This window comes from Pseudomonas sp. PVC-3-1 (assembly GCF_057444315.1).
The window spans coordinates 1304101-1325939 of the sequence record NZ_CM172023.1 but is presented as its reverse complement, the minus strand read 5'-3'; the positions used below and the strand labels follow the sequence as shown (position 1 = coordinate 1325939).

The following is a 21839-nucleotide window of genomic DNA, read 5'->3' as shown; positions in this document are numbered from 1 at the left end:
AGGGGTTCTCCGCGCACTGTTCAGCGCAACGAAAGCTGCGGGGCCGACGCGCTGCGCACCAGGGTGGGCGACTCGTCGATGCGGATGCTGGCCTGGCAGTCGCCGCCGCCTTCGGGGCACTGCCAGGGCACCGGCCGGCCCTCGCGGCGGGCGATGCCTTCCACGGCGTCCAGGCGCCAGAGGGTGTCGCTGCTGCCGGGCTTGCTGGTGATGTTCAGGGTCTGTTCGTGACCGAGGGTCCAGGCCACCAGGATTTCCTCGCTGGCCTTGGCGAAGCGCAGCAGGTAGACGTTCGGGTCCTGGTTCGGCACGCGGCCGACGAAGCGGTAGCGGCCGATGATGTCGGCGATGCTGGCCATGGCGTGGTAGGCCGGCTTGGGCTGGCCGCTGGCGGTGAGCAGGCCGAAGTTGTGCTCCATGTCCGTGCGGTCGATGCCGTCGTCTACCAGGTCGTACCACCAGGCGCCCTTCACGTTCGGCAGGCTGCGCACCAGCACGTAGGCGCGGGCGAGGTACGCGGCCTGGCGCTCGCGGCTGATGCCGCAGTCGCCTTCGTGGGCCGGCCAACTGAACTCGGTGAAGTACAGCGGCACCGGCTTGCCGGCGGCGTTCTCCAGCTTCTGGTTCACACCCTGGAACCAGTTCAGCCAGGCCTCGGGCGTGGACATCTCGCCCTCGCAGTACACCGAGGGGTGCAGCGAAATGCCGTCGACGACGTCCAGCACGCCGCCACCGGCAATACGCTCGGCGAAGCCCTGGCGGATGCCCTTGAGAGTGACGGCTCCGGCAAGCACCCTGGCTTGCGGGTCCTCCTCGCGGATCACCTTGGCGGCTGCGCGCACCAGGGTCAGGTAATCGTCGCTGAAGTCCTTGTCGGTGGCGTTTTCCGAATCCCACTCGTTCCACACTTCGTAGAAGGAAACCTGCCCCTTGAAGCTGCGCACCACGTAGCGCACATAACGCAGATAGCCCTCGCGGGAAGCGTCGTCGCGCGGCTTGGCGTTGCCGTAGAACTGGTTCTCGTTGCCCAGGATCAGCAGGGTGTCTATCCCTAAGCTGCGGGTGCTGCGCAACTGCGCGCGCCAAGCGGCGTCGATGGAAAGCTTGCCTGGCTCGCGCTCGACGCTGGACCAGTAGGCGTCATCGCGGAACGACAGGATGCCGGCCTCGCGGGCCAGGCGATTGATGCCGTCACGGTTGCCCGCGCGGATGTTCTGGTGGGTGCTGGCACCGACGATGAATTCCGGCGCACCGAGGTTCGCCACCGGCGCTTCCTTGGCCATGCTGGAAGGCGATTGCAGCAGGCCACCGAGCAGCAACGCGCACGCCAGCAGGCTGAGCATTCCGCCTTGCAGGCGCAGGGTGCGCGGGGCCGGTTGTGGCGCGGTCTCGCCCGGCAGGCGCAGGGCACGGCCGATGGCCAGGCCGAGGAACAGGCTGGGTATCGGCGATTCGAGCACGTCGCTGGTCCAGCCGATGAGCAGGATGCAGTAGGCGATGCCGAGCAGCGCGCGAGCCTCGCGGCCGGGCTGGCGTTGCAGGCGCATCAGCATCGGCACCGCCATCAGGTAGAGCGCCACGCCGGCGACACCGAACAGGCACCAGAGGTAGAGCAGCGAGTTGTCCGCCACCGCCAGTTGCTCGACGCCGAAGATCGGGAAGGCCGCGTAGGCACTGCCGGTCATGCCCAGGCCGGCGCCGGTGTAGATCCAGCCGTTGTAGTCCATCACCTTGATCAGGTTCGGCCAGGTATTGACCAGGCGATCCACCATCGAGCCCATCAGGTTGTCGCCGGTGGCGCTGGCCAGGTACGGATCGACCTGCGCGTAGAGGCCGTACAGCGGCAGCAGCAACGCGCCGAGCACCACCAGCAGCGCCGCCAGCAGGAACAGCAGACGCTGGCGGCTGACGCTCATCACCAGCAGGGCGACGAAGAAGGCGCCGGCGGAGGACTTGTTGGTGGTCAGCACAATGCCTACCAGCGCCACCAGGTAGATCAGCCCGCGCACCGGCAATGCGAGGCGGAACGACCCCAGGTAGAGGCTGAAGATCGCCAGCATCATCGCCAGGCTCGAGGACATCCGCGAGAAGCCGGCGATGCGGTCCAGGCCATAGGCGCTCCAGGAGCGGTTGGCGCTGACCTCGACCCCGCCCATCGAGTAGGTGTATCCCTTCCACGGCACGTTGATCAGCAGATCCAGCGCGATGCCGATAAGGGAGGCGATCAGGCAGAAGGCGATGATCCAGCCCAACGCCTTGCGGTGCATTTCCAGGTACGGGCCGCAGAGCAGGCCGAACAGTAGCGGCGCGTAGATGAACACGGCGAAGAAGCCGCTCTTGAACTCGGCGCCGTGCAACCGGCCGAGCAGCAGCGAAGCCGCCGCAAGGATCAGCAGCAACCACAGGCCGCGCTGCTGCGGGCGGGAGAACAGCTCCCAGGCCACCGCGATGACACAGGCCACCTTGGGCAGGTAGACGAGGGCCGACAGCCCGGCCTGGTCGGTGTAGAAGCGCAGCGCGCCATTGAACGTCTCCACCAGCAGCAACGCCACCAGCACCCCGAGCGCCAGCAGCGAGCGGTCGAAGGTCACGCGACGGTCGAGCTCAAAGCGGGGATACGGGGATTGCAGTTCCATGCTGGACTCCGCGGGTAAGCAGGGTGTGGCGCAGGATGGCTTCGTACTCGTCGAGCATTCGCTCCACGCTGAGCATCGGCGCCACGACTTCGCGGGCGCGCGCGGCCAGGCGCTGACGCAGCGCCCCATCACACGCCAGGCGCTGGATCGCATCGCCCAGCGAATCAGGCTGGTCGGGCGAGCACAGCAGGCCATTGATTTCGTCCTGGACGATTTCCACCAGGCCGCCCATGCGCGAAGCGATCACAGGCAGGTGGTGGGCGCAGGCTTCCAGCGCCACCAGACCGAAGGATTCCGGTGACAGGCTGGGGACCACGGCAACGTCGATCTCGGTAAAGAACTCGGCCGCCTTGCGGTAGCCGACAAAATGCACGCGCTGCGGGTCGGCGAGGGACTTCAGCTGGTTCACATAGGCACCGTCGCCGCGTCCGGCGATCAGCAGCGAGGCATCGTCACCGCGCGCCTGGAACTGCTCGATCAGCCACTCCACGCCCTTGTTCGGCGTCAGTGCACCGATGAAGCCGAAGCGCAGCGGACGGCGCTCACCGGCCGGCGGCGCAACGGGCACTTCCGCCATCGGCGAGCCGTTGTAGACCACATGGGCCTGGCTGTCGGTGAAGTACCCGGCGTCGAGCAGAGCATTGAGCTGGTAGCGACTGACCCCGACCACTGCCTCGATGTCCCGCGATGCGGCGGCATGGGAGCGCCGCAGTAGCGCGCAAGGCGCACATTGCTGCTCACAGTGGCGCCCCTTGTGGAAGCGCACGCCGCGCGGGCAGGTCAGGTATTGGTCGTGGAGGATCTGCACGATGGGCACGCCAGCGGCGCGTATTGCATCCCAGGCGGAGATCGACCAGCCCGACAGGTTGTGGCAGACCACCAGGTCCGGCTCGAACTCTTCCAGCACCTGCGCCAACACCTTGCGCATGCCACGGTTGTAGCGATCGAGCCCGTGCCAGGCGAGGCGCTGGAGTGAGCCGTGGTTGCGCTCGTCAAAGGGCCAGTAGAGGTTGCGCAGGCCGGCGCGCAGCACCGGCACACCATTCAGCGTCTCGTGTTGCAGGCCCGCCTGCGGGCCGGTGCAGAGCACCTGTACGTCATGGCCGCGGGCACGCAGGCCCTCGGCCATGTGCTGCAGCATGACCTCCGCCCCACCTCCGATGTGCGGGGCGTAGAGGGTGTTGAGCAGCAGCAGTCTCATAACGGGTAGGCCCGGTTCATGCCGAGCGCGCCGGCCTCGCCGTCGCGGATCGCCTCCAGCAGCAGCGCCAGACGGCTGCCACGGTCATGGCGACGAGCGAAGAAGTGCAGCAGGCGAATGAACACCCAGCGGTTGAAGCGGTACATCAGCGGCGAGGTGACCCAGAGGTTCTTGTCGAACCAGGCCTGGTTGCGCGCCGCGTAATAGGCGCGCAGGTCGGAACTGCCGAGCAGGTAGGTCTCGTAGATGTTGGAGGTGCGCGCCTTGATGTTCCAGGAGTTCTCCAGGTCATCCAGGCCGGCCTCCGGCACCAGGTAGAGATGGCCGCCCAGGGCGCCGATGCGGAAGGTGTATTCGGTGTCGTCGGCGTAGAGCACCAGGTCGCGGCGCGGCAGGCCGATGCGACGGAACAGGTCGGCATGCCCGAGCAGCCCGCCGTAGTAGGCGAACGGCAGCTCCAGCAGCGGCTGCGCCGGGCGCGGCTTAGGCTTGCCCCAGGGCGTGCGGCGCCAGAGTTTGTAGGGCAACTGACGGACGTGGAAACCGAAGTAGCTGGAGCGCGGCGGTGCGATGAAGCGGGTCGGCACGCCGGAGGCAACGTCAGCCTGGTGGGTCGGGCGGAAGCCCAGCACGGCGGTGTTGTCGGAGCCATGACGCAGGGCGCAGTCGATCAGGCGTTGCTTGAGCAGCGGGAAGGACCCCGGCGTCGGCGCATTGTCGTCATCCATCAGCCAGATGAAATCGCAGCCGGTCTGCAGCGCGGCCTCGATGCCCACGGCGTAACCATTGGCCGAGCCGGTATTGCTGTCCAGCTCGATTACCTGCACGCGGTTGGGCCAGAGCATGAACAGCTGGTCCAGCTCCGCCACCGAGGCATTGCTGACGACGATGGCGCGGGAAATGTCCTTCTCGCGGAAGGCTCGGGCCAGCAGCTCCTCCAGGTACTGAAGGCGATCGCCATAGGTCAGCGTCACCAGCACTGTCGATCCATTCATCTCGCTACTCCTCCTTGTACTTGCCCTTGTGAGCGCTGCGCGCTTCAGGCGCGCCAGCCGTCATTGCCGCCCACCGCCGAAAGCTGGCTGAGCGGGACCCGGATGCGTTGTTCGCGTTGCAGCAGGTTGAGCAGGATCAGCGCGCGTTCGGTGCCGTCGTCGCAGAGGAAGATGGCCTCCACCTCGCACTCGCCTGCGCACTTCACGCGCACCACCTGGCCTTCGTGGAAGCCGCTGGACGGCCGCTCGGGCATGGCCGCCAGGCGCTGGCGAATGCCTTCGACCAGTTCGTCGGTCACCGCCAGTGGCTGCGCGCCGAAGCTGACGATGCGCGCCACGCCACGGGTGGAGCGGATCGGGAACCAGTTGTCATGCTGCTGATCGAGACGGATGAACAGATAGCCGGGGAACAGCGGCTGCGAACGGTTGCCCAGCGTCACCACCGGGCGATAGCAGGAGAAACCCTGGCGGCCGAGATTTTCCTCGGCGCGCTGTTCCTGGTGCGGCTTGCTCTGGATCAGGTACCAGCGGTACTGCGCGGCACTCAGGTCCACGCCGATCACGGCATTCATGATTCGTACTCCCCAATGATTTCCGACGAGGGAGCAGGACGCTCCAGGGTGTAGCGGCCCAGCAACCGCTGCATCTCGTCCGGCGGGTTGAACATCAGCACATCGATGATCGACAGGCTGGGGACGAAATCGGGGCTGAACTGCGGGTAGCTCAGCTCGTCCATGCGCAGGAACTGCAGCTCCAGACCGTGGGCCTGGAACACCTCGGGCGAGTACAGGTGGCGGCCGCCTTCCGGGTTGAGGTAGACGTCGCCGCCGCTCTGCTTCACCGCCTCGATCAGGCGCTGGTCGCGGCCGATGTCCTCGGCCAGGTCCAGCTCGGACACCCGCGCCATGGGTGTATCGATACCCATGTAGTGGCAGATGCTGCGGATCGAATGCTCGGCAAAGTGCGACAGGTTGCGCTCGGGGTGTTCGAGGATCTCCTCCAGCAGTGGCATCACCTGCCCGTAACAGGGCGCGCGGTGGTACGCGTGGCGAATGGTGTGCAGCAGGCGCTGGTTGGTCAGGCGCATCTCCTGGCTCAGCCTGCGCTCGTTGATCGCCTGGCTCTGCGAGCCCTGTTCCAGGGGAAAACTGAACTGCCAGATCTTCCCGCCGACCAGCAGGCGATTGCGGTTGATCCAGCCACGCCGGGTGTACTGCAGGCTGTCGCCGAGAATGAACAGGCTGCTCGCGGCGATCAGCTGGAAGTACCCCAGGTAGGGGAACAGGTACGGCTGCATGAGACTGACGATATGGACCATGGCTGCATCCTTTCCCTAAGTTCCTTTCTCAATCCTTGGCGTCGTAGCGGTAGGCGTAGGCGCCGTAGTCGTATGCCGCGGTCGAGGCCTTGCGTTTCACACCGTTGAGGATTGCTCCCTGCAGGTGGATGCCGCTCTGCCCAAGGCGACGCCGAGCGGTGTCGATCTCGCTGGCCGGGCTCTGGCCGAAGCGCGTCACCAGCAGGCAGATGCCGCACAGCCGGCCGACCAGGGCGGCGTCGGTCACCGCCAGCACTGGCGGGGTGTCGACTATCACCAGGTCGTACATCGCCGAGGCATCGCGCAGCAGCTGGGCAAAGTTGTCGTGCATCAGCAGCTCGGACGGGTTCGGCGCAGCAAAGCCGCAGGAGATGAAGTCGAGCTCCGGCACCTCGGTGGGCAGGATCACTTCGCTCAGCGGACGGTGCGAACTGAGCGCGTCGGACAGGCCATGGCGCGGGGTCAGGCCGAACACCCGATGCAGGTAGCCCTTGCGCATGTCGGCGTCGATCAGCAGGGTGCGCAGCCCCGATTGCGCGACGATGGCCGCGAGGTTGCTGGAGACGAACGACTTGCCGGCACCCGGCGCGGGGCTGGTGAGCATCACCACGTTGTTGCGCGCTTCGAGCAGGGCGAAATGCAGGTTGGTACGCAGGCTGCGGATCGCCTCGTTGGCCAGGTCGCCGGGGGTGGAGGCGGCCAGCAGTTTCGGCGTATGGCCGAGGATGTCGCCCTTGCGCTCCTTCTCCAGACGCTCCTGCTGCCGCGAGTACGGAATCGCGGCCAGCACCGAGAGGCCGAGCTGTTCGATGGCTTCGGGGTTCTCCACGCCACGGTAGAAGGCCTGGCGCAGGAACAGGATGGCGAGCGCGACGCAGAAGCCGAGCAGCGTGGCGAGCAACACGATGACCTTGCGCATGGGCTTGGCCGGCTGCTCGACGTTGGCCTGGGCGGTGTCGATCACCCGCACGTTGCCGATGGTGCCGGCGCGGATGATGTCCTGCTCCTGGGCCTTGTTCAGCAGGGTGGTGTAGGTCTGCCGGGTGACCTGCATGTCACGGGACAGGCGCAGCAGTTCCTGCTGGGTCGCCGGCAGGGTCTGGATGCGTTTCTGCAGTTGCGCCTTGCGGTCTTCCAGGCTGCTCATCTGCTTGAGCAGGGCCTGGTAGGTCGGGTGGGTCGGGGTGTACAGGCGGTCATACTCGGCGCGCTTGAGCTTGAGCTCGGAGAGCTGGTTGTCGATGCCCACCACCTGGTCCAGCACACCACGGGTCTCGACGCTGATGTCGGCGGATTTGGCCGTGGTCTGGTAGGCGTTGTAGGCGGCTTCGGCCTTTTCCAGGTCCATGCGCACCACCGGCAGCTGCGAGCGCAGGAACTGCAGGCGCTGGGACGCTTCGGCGGAACTGCGCTCGACGTTCTGCAGCACATAGAGCTGGCTGATCTTGTCGAGGATGCGGTCAGCCTGCAGCGGGTTCGGGTCCTCCAGGGTCATGTAGATGATCCCCGAGTCCTTGCCGGCCTCGGCCACCTTGAGCAGCTTCTGGTAGTTCAGGGTGGTGGTCAGCAGACGATTCTTGGCGACGATGAACTCGGTGCCGGGGCGCGCCACCAGTTCGTCCACCTCGATGCTGAAGCCCTTCTCCATCACGGTTTTCTTCAGCTCGCCGCGCAGGATCAACTGGTCGTCGGCGTTGAGCAGGTGATAGGCCTCACCGCCATCGGCCACCAGGGTCAGCGGCTCGCCCAGGTATTCCTCCGGCACGTCGAGGGCGAACACCTTGATCTGCTCGCCACCCCAGCCATAAGCGCCCATGCCCAGCCAGGGCGCGGCGATTGCCTGCCCGGCTTCAGGGTGATAGCGCCGCGCCAGGTAGTCACCGATCAGCGGCAGCCGCTTGGGCTTGGCGATGATGTCCAGCTTCAGAATCTCCACCGCCTTGCCGAGCACGGCGCGGGATTTCAGCAGCTCGATCTCGGTGGAGGCGATCGACACCGAGTCGGGGCGGTTGATCACCTCCGGCGTGCCGTTCAGACCGTTCTTCTTCTGCTCGATCTGGATCATCGCGCCGGAGACATAGATGGGCGTTGCGATCACCGCATAGAAGAGCCCGAGCACCGCGAACAGGCCGGTGACGGCAAGGATCATCTTCTTGTGATCGAACAGCAGGCGCAGCAGGCCGGCAACGTCGATGCGGGTGTCCTGGAGCGTTTCCAGGCGTGATTGGGGCATGACACTCATGGACTTCCATCCTCCATTGAGGTGGCGCGGCTCAGCGCGCCTGAATCGGGTTCAGCCGCTTGAGCAGGTTGGCGCCGTGATTGCCGATCAACATCAGGAAGGCCTGCACCTTGCGCATGGGCGAGACAGCCGCCATGGACATCCGGCAGACCTGCATCAGGAAGTACTCGTTGAGCTCCTGACTCCCCAGACGCTGGTAGTAGCGCGACAGGCAGTAGTAGGTGTGCAGGGTCATCTGCTGCTGCACACGATCGGCTTGCATGGAGAAGATCCCGCCCTGGTGCACGCGGTAAGCGGCCGGGCGGATTTCCTCGATGAACTTGCCCTTGCCGAAGGCACCCAGCAGCGACCACCAGCACAGGTCGACCATGCGCGTGGTGCGCAGCTCCTCGGGCATCTCGGTGAGGACGTTACGGAAGCAGGTGGTGAGGGTGGAGATCGGCCGGGCCTTCTGCAGGTCCAGGCGGCTGGCATCGCCGCGGTACTTGCCGGTGAGCTGCCGGGGCTTGATCACGCCGTCCTCGTTGTAGGTGTAGGCGTCGTGGTAGGTGATCACGTAGTCCGGGTTCTTCTCCAGGAAGTCGACCTGGATCTGCAGCTTGCGCGGGTCGGTCCAGAAGTCATCACCCTCGCAGTAGGCGATGTAGCGGCCGCGCGCCTTGCGGAACACCGGCAGGCCGTGGGAGACGCCCTTGGAGTACTGGTTTTCCTTGTGGAAGATCGGCTTGATGATGTGCGGGTAGCGCGCGGCGTAGTCGGCGATCAGCTCGCTGGTGCCGTCGTTGGAGGCGTCGTCATTGACCAGCACTTCGAAGCGGAAATCGGTGACCTGCTCGAGGAAGCTGTCCAGCGTGCGGCCGATGTAGTTCACCTGGTTGTAGGCCAGGCAAACGATGCTCAGAAGGGGCTTGGGGTCTTCCGGCCAGTTGGAGAGAATCTGCAGCTCGGAGCGGATATCCATGTCTAGACACTCGGCTTGTGGGACGGTTTGAACAGGCGCAGCAAAGCCGGGGCAGAGCCCGCGCCCACGAGGAACAGGGTGATCAGGCCGCACACGGCCAGCGCCACCAGCAGCCACAGGCGCTCGCCGGAACGGGCCAGCAGCGCGTAGAAGGGTTCGCTGATCAGTAGACCGGCGGCGCTCAACGCGGCGATCTGCAGGGTGTCGCGCATCCACGCGCCATGCAGGCCGGGGGCGAAGGTGCGGTGCACGATCGCCGGCCAGATCAGGAATGACAGCAGGCGCAGGCCGAACCAGCACATCGCCACACCGAGCACGCCGTAGAGGTAGGCGCTGGCGATCACCAGCGGCACCGTCACCAGCGTGGAAATGACGCTGTACCAGACGTGCATGCGCAGCTGACCGTGGGCGTACTGCAGGTAGAACTGGAAGCTGGCCACCGCCAGCAGACCTGAGCCGAGTACGTACCAGGCGAGGATCGGCCGGCACCAACTGGCGGCCTCGGCATCGCCGCTCCAGGCCAGAACCAGGTCATGACCATGAGCGGCGATCACCGCGACCATCGGGAACAGCAGCACGCAGACGAAACGGTTCGCCTTGAGATAGAGCTGCTGCATGTCTTCGTGGCGTTCTTCGGCGACCAGCATGGTCATGCGCGGCAGCAGCGACTGCGCCAGCGGGTTGACCAGCGTGAGGATGCCGCCGGAAATCAGCGCCACCAGGGAGAAATAACCGTACTGCTGCAGTGGCAGCAGATTCGACAGCAGGACCTTGTCCAGTTGGGTGAGCACGATCCACAGGCAGGAGCTGAAGGACATGCCCAGGGCGAAGGGCAGCACCGGGCGCACCGTGTCCCAGCAGAAGCGGGTCAGCAGACGCACATCCATCCACAGGTAGGCCTTGCCGCCCAGCAGCAGCGCCTCGATCAGCGACACACCGACCTGGAACTGGAAGAACACCAGCGGGTCCTGGCTGACCTGCGCCACCAGCAGCAGGCCGCCGAAGTAACGCAGGGTGGTGATGAACACGTTCACCGCATTGATGAAGCCGTGCAGCTCCTGCCCCTGCAGCGCGCTGCGATACAGGGTGGCGTAGAGCCGCAGGGCCACCAGCAGCCCCATCAGGCTGATGCACTGCGCCACCAGCTCCGGCGAGAGTTGCTGCACGTTGAGCCACTGCCCGGCGACCCAGGTGCTGCCACCCCACACCGCCAGGCTGCTGAGGAATGTCAGCGGCAGCAGGATCAGCTCAAAGGAGCGCAGCAGGCGCGCCTGGTCCTGGCCTTCGCCATTGACCCCACGGCCGTGGGCGACTTGCCGCACCAGCGCCGGCGACAGGCCGACATCGAGCAGCAGCAGCCAGCTCTGCAGCACCGCGAAGAAGCCGATCAGGCCGTAGGCCTCGGCCCCGAGGTGGCCGAGGTAGAACGGCTGGATCAGGATGCCGATGACGATGGCGTACGCCTGCCCTGCATAGTTGAGCAGGGTGTTGCGGACCATCGACAGCGAGCGTGCGGTGCGCATGATCGTCCCCTTACACCGCGACCGCGACGCGGCCGCTTTCCAGCAGCAGCACTTCGATCACCGCGCGCTGGATCTCCTGCGGCAGGCCCGGATAAAGCGGCAGGCAGAGGATGCGCTGGCTCAGCTCGCGGGACTGCACTTGCGGCACCTGCGGGGCGAGGTAATCGAGGGTGTCCAGCGACGGGTAGAAGTAACGCCGCGGGTTGACCCCGATCTCGTTCAGCGCAGTGCGCACGCGCAGCACCTGCGCCTCATCGCGCAGGCCGATGGGGTAGTAGCTGTTGTTCAGCCGCGCGTAGCTCTCGCTGGCCTGCAGGTCGTAGTAGCCGCTGAGCGCCGCGGTGTAGCGGGCGGCGATCTCCTCGCGCTGGGCGAGGATGCTGTCGATTTCGTCGAGCACGCACAGGCCCATGGCCGCGGAGAACTCGTTGAGCTTGGCGTTGATGCCCAGCCCGACGATCTGGTCGACGCCGGCAATGCCGAAGTTGCACATCAGGCGGATCTGCCTGGCCAACTCGTCATCGGAGGTGACGATGGCGCCGCCCTCGATGGTGTGGAACAGCTTGGTGGCGTGGAAGCTCAGGGTGGTGGCGTCCCCCCAGGCCAGCACCGAGCGGTCGCGGTAGCGCGAGCCGAAGGCGTGGGCGCCGTCATAGATCACTTTCAACTGGTTGCGCTGGGCCACCGCCTGAATCTCCTCCACCGCACAGGGATTACCGAACACGTGGGTGGCGACGATGGCGGTGGTATCCGGCGCAAGGCTGGCTTCGATGCGCGCAGGGTCGAGGTTCCAGGTCCGCGCATCGATGTCGGCGAAGCGCGGGCGAATACTCTCCCACTGCAGCGTGCTGCTGGTGGCAACGAAGCTGAAGGGGGTGGTCACGGCACTGCCGGTCACGCCCAGGGCCCGGTAGGCCACTTGCAGGGCGATGGTGCCATTGTTGGTGAGAATCACATGGCGAACGCCGAAGTAGTCCTGCAGGCGTTCTTCCAACTCCGTGACAAAGGGGCCGTGGTTGGTGATCCAGCCGGAGGCATAGATCTGTTCCACGTAGGCCTTGAACTTGTCCAGGTTGCCCAGGTAGGTCTTGGTCACATTGATCACGGTCGCATCCCTCTGTTGGATGGAAAGTCCGTTGGCCAGAGCCGGCGCAGGCGCCGCTCAACCCAGTGCCGACAGCGCGAAGGGCGCGTCGTCGATGCGGGTGTGGCTGTGGTCCTGCGAAGCGGGTTCGGCCTGTGCTGTGCGACTGGCCAGGTGCTCCTGCAAGGCCTCGATGACGCGGCCGCTGGCGTCGTTGTGGAACTGCCAGACGCCGTAGATGCGGCTGTCGAAGGAACGCTCGCTGCCCAGCATCGGGTTGGCCGCAAGGCCAGAGCCGAGGCCGAAGCTGTAGAGGCCGGGAATCGGCCGGCCGGTGTGGTCACGCAGGCAACCGGCGGCGTCGGAATCCAGCCCGCCCTTGCTCTCGCGCACCTGCAGCGGCTCGCCGTTGGCACGCCGCAGCGCCGGCAGGCAGGGCTGGTAGCCGATGGCCTGGACGATCACGCCGTCTTCGCTGCAGCACTGCTCCAGGCGCTCGCGCACGGCGGGCGAACGGTCTTCCAGGCACAGCAGTTCGACCTTCACGCGGGTCCCGCTGACCACGCCGTTGGACAGCACGTCGGTGCCGACCTGGTGGGCGCGATAGCGCAGGCCGCCGGAACGGTTGACCCGCCCGGACACCGGGCAGACGTCCATGCCTTCGTCCACCACATAGCCGGCCGCACGGGCTTCCTCCACGCTCTCGAAGAACAGGCGGATCGGCGCGCGGTGCAGCAGGGTGATCTGTTCCAGACCCAGGCAATCCAGGGCGCAGGCAAGGTTGTCGAGGATCGAGAAGGCGCTGTGGGAACCGCCGACCACGGTGAAGCGGCTGCCCGGGGTCACCCGGTCGCCGAACAGCTCCACCAGCTCGGCCGGACTCAGGCTCAGCAGCGCGTCGGAGGAGTACACCGTGGGGCCGTCGTGGGACAGGTTCAGGTCCTGCTCGGCGAGGCTCCAGTTGAGGTATTCGCGGTTCTGCCGGCCGCCCAGGTTCATCACCAATGCACCGGCGTCGATCTGCGCGCCATGGGAGCCGCTGCGCAGCGCCAGCTGGAAGCTACCGTCGTCCTGCGCGGTGATCTTCTCGATACGTGTCCCCAGCGCCACTTCGACGCCCAGGTGCTCAGTGACGTAGCGCATGAACAGCGTCGAGGCATGCGCCAGCAACTCACCCACCTGGGTGAGCATCGGTGCGCCGTGGGGGTCGTTCTGCAATGCGCGGAACGCCGGCGAGTGCGCCAGCGGCGCGAAGATCGGCAGCAGCGCCGGGTCGCGCAGGCAATCGAGGAACACATCGCCCACCGAGTTGGCGGTGATGTGGTAGTCCCCCAGCCGGCCACGACCGACCGCCAGTGCAGCGTCCACGACCAGCAGGCCATCGCGCGCGAGGCTCGCCAGCGCGCCGGTCTTGTAGGCGTTGAAGAGGAATCCCATGCCTGCCGGGCCGGCGCCGCCGACCACACAGGCATAATTGGAACGAAGCGTTTGCTCGGCCATCAGCCTTGACTCCCAGCGCGGCGGGGCGCGCGGCTCTCGTGATGCCGGCGCTGTCGGCCGGCAGGGTGGCGGCGTACGCGCCGGAATTCCGTCACTCGCGGCGCAGCCGCCGTCGCACGATCCTTATTCGGGAAGGTCGCGGGAGTCAGTTCGGAATGGATGGCGAACGCCTGCAGATTAACTTCGGTGATGGACAGAAGTTGCTGTTTCAGGAATGAAACAAAGAGTATCTGGCGTGGCTCTTTCTCAGCGATAAGTTCATATTTGTTACACCCTGATTCGTGCCGACAAATAGGGGCATAACAAAATTTCGAACTAAGCGAGAGAGTCCTTCTAAACTTTTCATTAGCACCCAGGGGATTGGCGCCAAACTTCCGCAGTTTCACTTGCGAAACAATTCCCGCCGGGGAGGCGCTGCTCTTTTTGCTTGAAAGGACGGCACACGAAGTTCCGTCGTTTTCCATTCTTCCAGCGGCCATCGTCACTTACTCCAGTCCAGGAGATGCTCTGCGCCGGGCCACATGCAAATTTCGAAGACAAGGCTACCGCCCGAGTTCGAATGACCCGATTCAATTAACGACAATCAACTGTTCGTCCCTGGAGTGGCCGTTATTTTTCGCTGGGCAAAGCTACCGCCCTTCGGCCAAGTTCCGAAAATCTGGAAAAACAAAAGCAAAAATCTATCGCGCTTCCGCAGCGAGGGGTGCTGACGGAAGTTGTCAGGCAGCGATAGGAAAGTGACAGGAAGAAGAGGTGGCAGAATCTTCCGTGACACACTGCTCGTGCGACTGCTCCCTGAGGTGTCTCATCCAGACACCACACGATATTGCTATGTGAATAGTAATAGAGGGGGGGGTGAAGGCATGTCAATGAACGATGTCGCGACACGCCAAGAATCCGACAAAAGGCAATTCGCACTTTGTAAGTTATTGATTACTAAGGCGCCATAATCCCGACACAGGCCTTTTGACAGCAGAAACATACAGCTCCGCATCTGCGGAAAAGTATTAATCAGAAAGTATTAACAGGCCCGCCACGGACGCGGCGGAGTGTTTCATCCCTGAACAATGCGGTCCTTGCCGGTGCGCTTGGCCTGATACAAAGCCGCGTCGGAACGGCTGTAGAGCGCGGAAAGATTCTGGTCATCAGGCTGCAACAGGGTCAGCCCCTGACTGATGGTGACGCTGAAGAAATGCTCGGCCTCGTTGAAGCGCAGCCGCTGCACTTCCCGCTGCAGGCGCTCGCCAATCTGCCGCGCCATACCCTCATCGCAACCGGGCAGCAGCACGGCGAATTCCTCGCCGCCGATACGGCCGAACAGGTCTCCGCGGCGCAACGCTCCGGCGCCGCTTTGCGCGATGCGCTGCAGCACCACGTCACCCACCTGGTGGCCGTAGAGATCGTTGATCTTCTTGAAGTCATCCACGTCCAGCAGCAGGAAAGCCAGCGGCGTGGAGGTGGCCTTGCAGTCTCGGAAAGCCTGCTCGGCGTTGTCGAAGAAGTAGCGGCGGTTGCTGCTCTGGGTCAGCACGTCGGTGGTGGCCAGACGGTGCAGTTCGGTCTCCAGGTGCTTCTTGTCGGTGATGTCCTCGGCGATGCCGACGATCATCAGCGGCAGGCCGGCATCGCTGTGCTGGCTGACGAAGCATTTGTCGCTGAGCCAGCGGACTTCGCCGTCGGCGCGCAGGATGCGGTATTCGCGCTGCTCGATGGCGCCGCGCTCCAGTACTTCCTGCAGGGTGCTCTGGGCGTAGTCCAGGTCATCGGGATAGATGCAGTTGCGCCATTCGTTGTAGTCCGCCAGCAGCAGCGCGGCGGAGCGGCCAAAGATGCGCTCGTACGCCGGGCTGACATAGACCATGCGCTGGGCCTGCCAGTCGAAAGCCCAGAGCACCGAGTTCACGCTCGCCAGCAACGCACTGAAGAGTTGTTCGCGCTCTTTCAGGCGCGTCACCTCGGCGCGACTGTGCAGCAGTGCCAGCAAGGCCTCTTCCTGATCGGCCGGTAATTTATTCTCATCCATGTATCAGCGTCCTCCCGCTCATTGACCGGGGCTATGACCGCAAACTACGCCAGGCTGCTGCAAATTAAACGAAAAGCCCGCCGAACGGCGGGCTTTTCTTGAGACACATCTCTCAACGTCCTAGGACGTTTCCGTCAATCAGACGGCCGGACGCAGAGAGTAGGTCTTCAGCTGCTCGGCGAACTCGCGCAGAGACTGGATGCCACTGGCTTCCGCCTCGTGTACCCACTGTTTGATCGCGGCGAGCATGTCGTGGCCGTTGGCGCTGGTTTTCACCCAGATCTGCTGAAGTGCCAGGCGCTTCTCGTAGATCACCTGCAGGGACTGGCTCTGCGCGAGCAGGTCCTGGATGCGCGCGTGGTGGCGCTCTTCCAGCAGGCTGGTCTCCCGCGAGAGCAGGCGCTTGGCGCGGCGGAACAGGTGGCGCACCGACTCGTCGGCCTTGGCCAGTTCCTGCTTCACCAGCGGGCCGATCACCAGCTTGCGGTACTGGGCCATGATCTGGAACCGGTTGTTGAGGATGGCCATGGCGGTGTCCATGTCCAGGCTGCCCTTGCCTTCCACGCGGTGGGCAATCGGCGCGACGCGGGCCACCTTGGCCAGACGCAGGAAGCAGAACACCTTGATCCAGGCCCAGCCCAGGTCGAACTCCCACTTCTTCACCGACAGCTTGGCCGAGTTCGGGTAGGTGTGGTGGTTGTTGTGCAGCTCTTCACCACCGATCAGGATGCCCCAGGGCACGAGATTGGTGGCAGCGTCGCGGCACTCGAAGTTGCGGTAGCCGACGGCGTGGCCCAGACCATTGATGACGCCGGCAGCCCACACGGGGATCCACATCATCTGCACGGCCCAGACGGTCATGCCGAGTACACCGAACAGCGCCAGGTCGATGATCGCCATCAGCACGATGCCGCCGATGGGGTAGCGCGAATAGACATTGCGCTCGATCCAGTCTTCCGGGCAGTTCTTGCCATAGATGCGCAGGGTGTCTTCGTTCTCCGCCTCGGCGCGATAGAGCTCGGCGCCGCGCCGCAGGACGGTACCCAGGCCCTTGTAGACCGGGCTGTGCGGGTCGTCGGCGGTTTCGCACTTGGCGTGATGCTTACGGTGGATGGCGGTCCACTCGCGGGTGTTCATGGCGGTGGTCATCCACAGCCAGAAACGGAAGAAATGCTGCAGCGCCGGATGCAGTTCGAGTGCCCGGTGCGCCGAGTAGCGGTGCAGATAGACAGTGACGCTGACGATGGTGATGTGCGTCAGGACCAGGGTGACCGCCACCAGTTGCCACGGCGACAGGTCAAGGAAACCGTTGTACCACATAGGCGATACTGTACCTCGGAAGGGGTGTGGACTACGCCCTGCCGGCAAGCTTTGCCGGCAGAAGACAGCCCGCATTATCACCAAGCAGGTCCGGATTACCATCCGGTCTTTTAGATACGAACGCGGCCAAGTGGCCATCATTTATACTGCGCAGCCAATAAATCCAATCCACTACCGCATGAATCCACGCCTCAGCGCCCTGCGCATCAGCTTTCTGTACCTGGTCGTAGCCACCCTCTGGGTCTGGCTGGGTGACCAATGGTTACAAAATGTCCTGCCCGACCCCGCGTCGCTGGCGCGGGCGATGGAGCTGAAGAAATACGGATTCCTGGCAATTACCTTCCTGGTGCTGTTCTTCCTGCTCTGGCGGTACTTCCGCCAGCAGCACGCCGCCTTCGCCGCCTTGGCCGACAATGAGCAGCGCCTGAGCCGTGCCTTTGCGGTAGTCGAGGACGGTATCTGGGACTGGGACCTGGAAACCCAGCGGGTCTACTACTCACCCGGCTACGCCAAGCTCCTCGGCCTGCCCCTGGAGCACTTCAGCGATGACCTGCTGCTATGGGAACAGCGCCTGCATCCAGACGACCGCGCGCGCACCCTCGCCCTGCACCAGGACTGCATCCAGGGCCTGCGCACCGAACTGGAATGCGTCTACCGCATCCGCCACGGCGATGGCAGCTACCGCTGGGTACGCAGCAGCGGGCGCCTGACCCGCGCCGAAGACGGCCACCCCCTGCGGCTGACCGGGGTCAACCGCGACATCACCCATCAGCGCAGCAACGAAGACCACCTGCGCCAGGCCGCCGCCGTGTTCGAGGCGACCCAGGAAGGGCTGCTGGTAACCGACGCGCGCGGCGTGATCGTGCACATCAACCCGTCCTTCTCGCGCATCACCGGCTACAGCGCCGAGGACGTGCTCGGAGGCCAGCCCTCGCTGCTCAAGTCCGGCCGCCAGGACGCCGCCTTCTACCAGTGCATGTGGAAAGCCCTGCACGAGGACGGCGTGTGGAGCGGCGAGATCTGGAACCGCCGCAAGAGCGGCGAGGTGTACCCGCAGTGGCAGCACATCCGCGCCGTGCGCAATGACGAGGGCGAGCTGACCCACTACGTCGCAGTGTTCTCCGACCTCAGCAGCCTCAAGCGCTCGCAGCACGAGCTGGACTTCCTCGCGCATCACGACCCGCTCACCAGCCTGCCCAACCGCCTGCTGCTGCGCGAACGTATCGAGCAGGCGCTGGCCCGCGCGGAGCGGGAACAGAGCGGCGGCGCGCTGCTGAGCATCGACCTCGACCACTTCAAGCACATCAACGACAGCCTCGGCCACAACATCGGCGATCTGCTGATCCGCGCCGTGGCCGAACGCCTGGAAAGCTGCCTGGACGAGCGCTGCTCCCTGGCGCGCCTCGGCGGCGACGAGTTCGCCGTGGTCCTCGAAAGCCAGCAGCCGCACCACGCCAGCAGCCTGGCCCAGCGGCTGCTGGAAGCGATGAGTGCGCCCTTCGAGGTCAACGGCCAGCTCATCTACATGTCGGTGAGCCTGGGCGTCAGCCTGTTCCCGGAAGACGCACGCAATGTCGATCACCTGCTCCAACATGCTGACGCCGCGCTGTTCCAGGCCAAGGCCAGCGGGCGCAATCTCTACGCCTTCTATACCCCCGAGCTGACTGCCCGCGCGCGCTCCCACGTGCAGGTGGAGTCAGCCCTGCGCCACGCGCTGGACCACGACGAACTGCGCCTGTACTTCCAGCCGGTGCACGACCTGGCCACAGGGCGCATGGTCGGCGTCGAGTCGCTGGTGCGCTGGCAGCATCCGCAACAGGGCCTGATCGCTCCCGGCGAATTCATCCCGGTGGCCGAGGAAAGCGGCCTGATCACCGCCATCGACGCCTGGGTGCTGGAGCGCGCCTGCCGGCAGATGCGCCAATGGCTGGACGCTGGAATCAACCTGGACTTCATCGCGGTGAACGTCTCCAGCCGGCTGTTCGGCCGCGGCGGCCTGGAGGAGCGCGTGGCCCTGGCGCTTGAGCAGAGCGGCCTGGCGCCCCACCACCTGGAACTGGAAATCACCGAAAGCGCGGTGATGGAAAATTTCGACCAGGCCCTGGAGCTGCTCTGCCAGCTGCGCCTGCTGGGCGTACACCTGGCCATCGACGACTTCGGCACCGGCTACTCCTCGCTGATGCGCCTGAAACGCATGCCGGTGCACAAGCTGAAGATCGACCAGGGTTTCGTCGCCGGCCTGCCGGACGAATCCGAGGACGCCGCCATCGCCTGCGCGGTGATCGCCCTGGGCCAGAGCATGGGCCTGCAGGTGGTCGCCGAGGGCATCGAACGGCCCGACCAGGCCGCCTTCCTCCTCACTCACGCCTGCAACTTCGGCCAGGGTTACTGGTACGGCGCCCCGCAGCCAGCCGAGCTCCTGCTGGCGCAATTGCCGCGCGACCCCGCATGAAAACGCGCTAAAAACTTTCTGATATATAAAAATTCTTAAACAGTATTTTTAAGAATATCCAGCTCCTGCCTAATATGCGCTCACACCGCACGCGCCGTTGGTGAATCGGCCGGTGGTCAACCCATTAGGAGCAGATACCCATGAGCGCAACCCTCCGTAGCCTGGACGGCCAGGACGAAGCCAACATCCTGCGCGAAGTGCAGAGCGCCCTGCGTGGCCTGCGTTTCGGCGCCGTCGAGATCACCGTGCACAACGGCCAGGTCGTGCAGATCGAGCGCAAGGAAAAATTCCGCCTGCAACAGAGCCCGGGCAAGCCCGCCTGAGCCCCGAGCCGAAAGAGCCGCGAATCGACTGGACCACCGGAGCGTCGCCATGACCAAACTGCCCCACCGGTACTGCAGCTGTCAGCCGCGAATGCGTGGCTGACAACGCCCCTCCCCCGAAAGACCCTGCCCAACAAACATAAAGAACTGCATTTTTTCAGGAGCTGCACATGTCCATCCGCCGTTTCGCCCTGGCCGCACTGGCCAGCGCCCTGATTGCCGGCCCGGTATCCGCCGCCACCCAACTGCTGAACGTTTCCTACGACCCGACCCGCGAGCTGTACCAGGCCTACAACGCCGCCTTCATCAAGCACTGGAAGGCCCAGGGCGGTGACGACCTGACCGTGCAGCAATCCCACGGTGGCTCGGGCAAACAGGCCCGCGCCGTGATCGACGGCCTGAAGGCCGACGTGGTGACCCTGGCCCTGGCCGGCGACATCGACGAACTGAACAAGCTGGGCAAGCTGCTGCCCGCTGACTGGCAGGCGCGCCTGCCCGACAACAGCACCCCCTACACCTCGACCATCGTGTTCCTGGTGCGCAAGGGCAACCCCAAGGGCATCAAGGACTGGGCCGACCTGACCAAGCAGGGTGTGGAAGTCATCACCCCCAACCCGAAGACCTCCGGCGGCGCCCGCTGGAACTTCCTGGCCGCCTGGGCCTGGGCGAAGAAGGAATACGGTAGCGACGAGAAAGCCCAGGAATACGTGCAGAACCTGTACAAGCACGTGCCGGTTCTGGACACTGGCGCCCGCGGTTCGACCATCACCTTCGTCAACAACAACATCGGCGACGTACTGCTGGCCTGGGAGAACGAAGCCTTCCTGGCCAAGAAGGAACAGGGCGGCGAGAACTTCGAGATCGTCGTGCCGTCCGTGTCCATCCTGGCCGAGCCGCCGGTGGCCGTGGTCGACAAGACCGTCGACAAGAAAGGCACCCGCAAGGTCGCCGAGGAATACCTGAAGTACCTGTACAGCGAAGAAGGCCAGCGCATCGCCGCGCAGAACTTCTACCGCCCGCGTGATGCCAAGGTCGCTGCCGAGTTCGCCAACCAGTTCCCGAAACTGAACCTGGTGACCATCGACAAGGACTTCGGCGGCTGGAAAGTCGCGCAGCCCAAGTTCTTCAACGACGGCGGCATCTTCGACAAGATCTACCAGGCGCAGTAATGCGCCACCCGCCCGGCCTTGAGCCGGGCGGCCCGATCCACGCGGGCCGGTGCACAGCCCGCGCGGAACGAAAAACCCCCGTCCCATGACGGGGGCACAGAACCTGTTTACGACCTTGCGAGCTAGGGCAGGACAAGGCGAAAACAGGCGAGGAAGCGCAGTTTACGAGCTGTAAATGAGCAACCCGAGCCTGTTCTCAACGCAATCATGCCGACGCGCAGCAGATCGTAATCAGGTTCTCAACGCGTTCACGAGAAAGGACAGCAAATGTCGCGACGCATCTCCCCGGTCATACCCGGCTTCGGGCTGACTCTGGGCTACACCCTGGTGTATCTCAGCCTGTTGGTGCTGATTCCGCTGGGGGCCATGTTCCTCAAGACGACCCAGCTCTCCTGGGATCAGTTCTGGACCATCATCACCGCGCCGCGAGTCATCGCCGCGCTCAAGCTGAGCTTCGGCACCGCGCTGATCGCCGCCCTGATTAACGGCGTGATCGGTACCCTGCTGGCCTGGGTGCTGGTGCGTTACCGCTTCCCCGGGCGCAAGATCATCGATGCGATGATCGACCTGCCCTTCGCCCTCCCCACCGCCGTGGCCGGTATCGCGCTGACCGCGCTGTACGCGCCCAACGGCATGGTCGGTCGCTTCGCCACTGAACTGGGCTTCAAGATCGCCTACACCCCGCTGGGCATCACCCTGGCACTGACCTTCGTGGTCCTGCCGTTCGTGGTGCGCACGGTGCAGCCGGTGCTGGCGGATATCCCGCGTGAAGTCGAAGAAGCCGCCGCCTGCCTGGGTGCCAAGCCGCTGCAGGTGTTCCGCCATGTGCTGCTGCCGGCGCTGCTGCCCGCCTGGCTGACCGGTTTCGCCCTGGCCTTCGCCCGCGGCGTCGGCGAATACGGCTCGGTGATCTTCATCGCCGGCAACATGCCGATGAAGACCGAGATCCTGCCGCTGCTGATCATGGTCAAGCTGGACCAGTACGACTACACCGGCGCCACCGCCATCGGCGTGCTGATGCTGGTCGTCGCCTTCGTCCTGCTGCTGCTGATCAACCTGCTGCAGCGCCGCATCGAAACGCCTTGAGGAGCG

Annotated in this window: 16 protein-coding genes; 4 read left to right on the top strand and 12 right to left on the bottom strand. The window is 64.8% G+C overall.

The genetic code is table 11. The features are described from left to right. Positions 1-20: 20 nt before the first annotated feature. The 12 genes from AC2T4A_RS06285 to desA all read right to left on the bottom strand — a co-directional run bounded on the left by AC2T4A_RS06285 (position 21) and on the right by desA (position 16803). The gene (locus AC2T4A_RS06285; RefSeq protein WP_416748866.1) at positions 21-2636 is read right to left on the bottom strand and encodes a GH39 family glycosyl hydrolase; all 2616 of its coding nucleotides are present in this window, start codon (positions 2634-2636) and stop codon (positions 21-23) included. Next, positions 2605-3837: a glycosyltransferase family 4 protein gene (locus tag AC2T4A_RS06280; protein ID WP_486742919.1), complete on the bottom strand. Its 1233-nt coding sequence runs from the start codon at positions 3835-3837 to the stop codon at positions 2605-2607. The genes AC2T4A_RS06285 and AC2T4A_RS06280 overlap by 32 nt, the downstream gene beginning before the upstream one ends. Continuing rightward, complete coding sequence (locus tag AC2T4A_RS06275) at positions 3834-4832, bottom strand: glycosyltransferase (protein ID WP_416748863.1); 999 nt, start codon at positions 4830-4832, stop codon at positions 3834-3836. The genes AC2T4A_RS06280 and AC2T4A_RS06275 overlap by 4 nt, the downstream gene beginning before the upstream one ends. Positions 4833-4876: 44 nt before the next feature. Beyond that, positions 4877-5404: a transcription/translation regulatory transformer protein RfaH gene (gene rfaH / locus AC2T4A_RS06270; RefSeq protein WP_416748861.1), complete on the bottom strand. Its 528-nt coding sequence runs from the start codon at positions 5402-5404 to the stop codon at positions 4877-4879. After that, positions 5401-6150: a WbqC family protein gene (locus AC2T4A_RS06265; RefSeq protein WP_416748859.1), complete on the bottom strand. Its 750-nt coding sequence runs from the start codon at positions 6148-6150 to the stop codon at positions 5401-5403. The genes rfaH and AC2T4A_RS06265 overlap by 4 nt, the downstream gene beginning before the upstream one ends. Before the next feature lie 28 nt (positions 6151-6178). Then, positions 6179-8392: a polysaccharide biosynthesis tyrosine autokinase gene (locus tag AC2T4A_RS06260; protein ID WP_416748857.1), complete on the bottom strand. Its 2214-nt coding sequence runs from the start codon at positions 8390-8392 to the stop codon at positions 6179-6181. Positions 8393-8423: 31 nt separating this feature from the next. Next, positions 8424-9353, bottom strand: coding sequence for a glycosyltransferase family 2 protein (locus AC2T4A_RS06255; protein ID WP_416748855.1), 930 nt, complete (start codon positions 9351-9353; stop codon positions 8424-8426). A 2-nt stretch (positions 9354-9355) separates the two neighbouring features. Next, positions 9356-10876 (bottom strand): lipopolysaccharide biosynthesis protein, encoded by a 1521-nt coding sequence (locus AC2T4A_RS06250; protein ID WP_478377657.1) that lies wholly within the window; start codon positions 10874-10876, stop codon positions 9356-9358. 10 nt (positions 10877-10886) lie between these two features. Further along, positions 10887-11981, bottom strand: coding sequence for a DegT/DnrJ/EryC1/StrS family aminotransferase (locus AC2T4A_RS06245; protein WP_416748851.1), 1095 nt, complete (start codon positions 11979-11981; stop codon positions 10887-10889). A 57-nt stretch (positions 11982-12038) separates the two neighbouring features. After that, entirely contained in the window at positions 12039-13460 is a 1422-nt protein-coding gene (locus tag AC2T4A_RS06240) for a hypothetical protein (protein ID WP_478377655.1), read from the bottom strand. Between the two features lie 1054 nt (positions 13461-14514). Next, on the bottom strand, positions 14515-15483 hold the full coding sequence (locus AC2T4A_RS06235; RefSeq protein WP_416748848.1) for a GGDEF domain-containing protein: 969 nt from the start codon (positions 15481-15483) through the stop codon (positions 14515-14517). Between the two features lie 138 nt (positions 15484-15621). Beyond that, positions 15622-16803 (bottom strand): delta-9 fatty acid desaturase DesA, encoded by a 1182-nt coding sequence (gene desA, locus AC2T4A_RS06230; protein WP_416748846.1) that lies wholly within the window; start codon positions 16801-16803, stop codon positions 15622-15624. 178 nt (positions 16804-16981) lie between these two features. Here desA and AC2T4A_RS06225 point away from each other — a divergent pair, with 178 nt between their 5' ends. The 4 genes from AC2T4A_RS06225 (at position 16982) to cysT (ending at position 21833) form a co-directional block, all read left to right on the top strand. Next, the gene (locus AC2T4A_RS06225; RefSeq protein WP_478377654.1) at positions 16982-19255 is read left to right on the top strand and encodes a putative bifunctional diguanylate cyclase/phosphodiesterase; all 2274 of its coding nucleotides are present in this window, start codon (positions 16982-16984) and stop codon (positions 19253-19255) included. A 140-nt stretch (positions 19256-19395) separates the two neighbouring features. Then, positions 19396-19578 carry a sulfur starvation response protein OscA gene (gene oscA, locus AC2T4A_RS06220; protein ID WP_017520779.1) on the top strand — a complete coding sequence of 61 codons (183 nt, stop codon included), beginning with the start codon at positions 19396-19398 and terminating at the stop codon, positions 19576-19578. 170 nt (positions 19579-19748) lie between these two features. Beyond that, the gene (locus AC2T4A_RS06215) at positions 19749-20747 is read left to right on the top strand and encodes a sulfate ABC transporter substrate-binding protein (protein ID WP_045215475.1); all 999 of its coding nucleotides are present in this window, start codon (positions 19749-19751) and stop codon (positions 20745-20747) included. A gap of 267 nt (positions 20748-21014) precedes the next feature. After that, positions 21015-21833, top strand: a complete 819-nt coding sequence (gene cysT / locus AC2T4A_RS06210; RefSeq protein WP_416748841.1) for a sulfate ABC transporter permease subunit CysT — start codon at positions 21015-21017, stop codon at positions 21831-21833. Positions 21834-21839 lie beyond the last annotated feature (6 nt).

What these genes read in the sequence shown, in the direction of transcription:
- AC2T4A_RS06285 (WP_416748866.1), bottom strand. Translation starts at nt 2,636, where the DNA reads ATGGAACTGCAATCCCCGTATCCCCGCTTTGAGCTCGACCGTCGCGTG.
- AC2T4A_RS06280 (WP_486742919.1), bottom strand. Translation starts at nt 3,837, where the DNA reads ATGAGACTGCTGCTGCTCAACACCCTCTACGCCCCGCACATCGGAGGT.
- AC2T4A_RS06275 (WP_416748863.1), bottom strand. Translation starts at nt 4,832, where the DNA reads ATGAATGGATCGACAGTGCTGGTGACGCTGACCTATGGCGATCGCCTT.
- rfaH (WP_416748861.1), bottom strand. Translation starts at nt 5,404, where the DNA reads ATGAATGCCGTGATCGGCGTGGACCTGAGTGCCGCGCAGTACCGCTGG.
- AC2T4A_RS06265 (WP_416748859.1), bottom strand. Translation starts at nt 6,150, where the DNA reads ATGGTCCATATCGTCAGTCTCATGCAGCCGTACCTGTTCCCCTACCTG.
- AC2T4A_RS06260 (WP_416748857.1), bottom strand. Translation starts at nt 8,392, where the DNA reads ATGAGTGTCATGCCCCAATCACGCCTGGAAACGCTCCAGGACACCCGC.
- AC2T4A_RS06255 (WP_416748855.1), bottom strand. Translation starts at nt 9,353, where the DNA reads ATGGATATCCGCTCCGAGCTGCAGATTCTCTCCAACTGGCCGGAAGAC.
- AC2T4A_RS06250 (WP_478377657.1), bottom strand. Translation starts at nt 10,876, where the DNA reads ATGCGCACCGCACGCTCGCTGTCGATGGTCCGCAACACCCTGCTCAAC.
- AC2T4A_RS06240 (WP_478377655.1), bottom strand. Translation starts at nt 13,460, where the DNA reads ATGGCCGAGCAAACGCTTCGTTCCAATTATGCCTGTGTGGTCGGCGGC.
- AC2T4A_RS06235 (WP_416748848.1), bottom strand. Translation starts at nt 15,483, where the DNA reads ATGGATGAGAATAAATTACCGGCCGATCAGGAAGAGGCCTTGCTGGCA.
- desA (WP_416748846.1), bottom strand. Translation starts at nt 16,803, where the DNA reads ATGTGGTACAACGGTTTCCTTGACCTGTCGCCGTGGCAACTGGTGGCG.
- AC2T4A_RS06225 (WP_478377654.1), top strand. Translation starts at nt 16,982, where the DNA reads ATGAATCCACGCCTCAGCGCCCTGCGCATCAGCTTTCTGTACCTGGTC.
- oscA (WP_017520779.1), top strand. Translation starts at nt 19,396, where the DNA reads ATGAGCGCAACCCTCCGTAGCCTGGACGGCCAGGACGAAGCCAACATC.
- AC2T4A_RS06215 (WP_045215475.1), top strand. Translation starts at nt 19,749, where the DNA reads ATGTCCATCCGCCGTTTCGCCCTGGCCGCACTGGCCAGCGCCCTGATT.
- cysT (WP_416748841.1), top strand. Translation starts at nt 21,015, where the DNA reads ATGTCGCGACGCATCTCCCCGGTCATACCCGGCTTCGGGCTGACTCTG.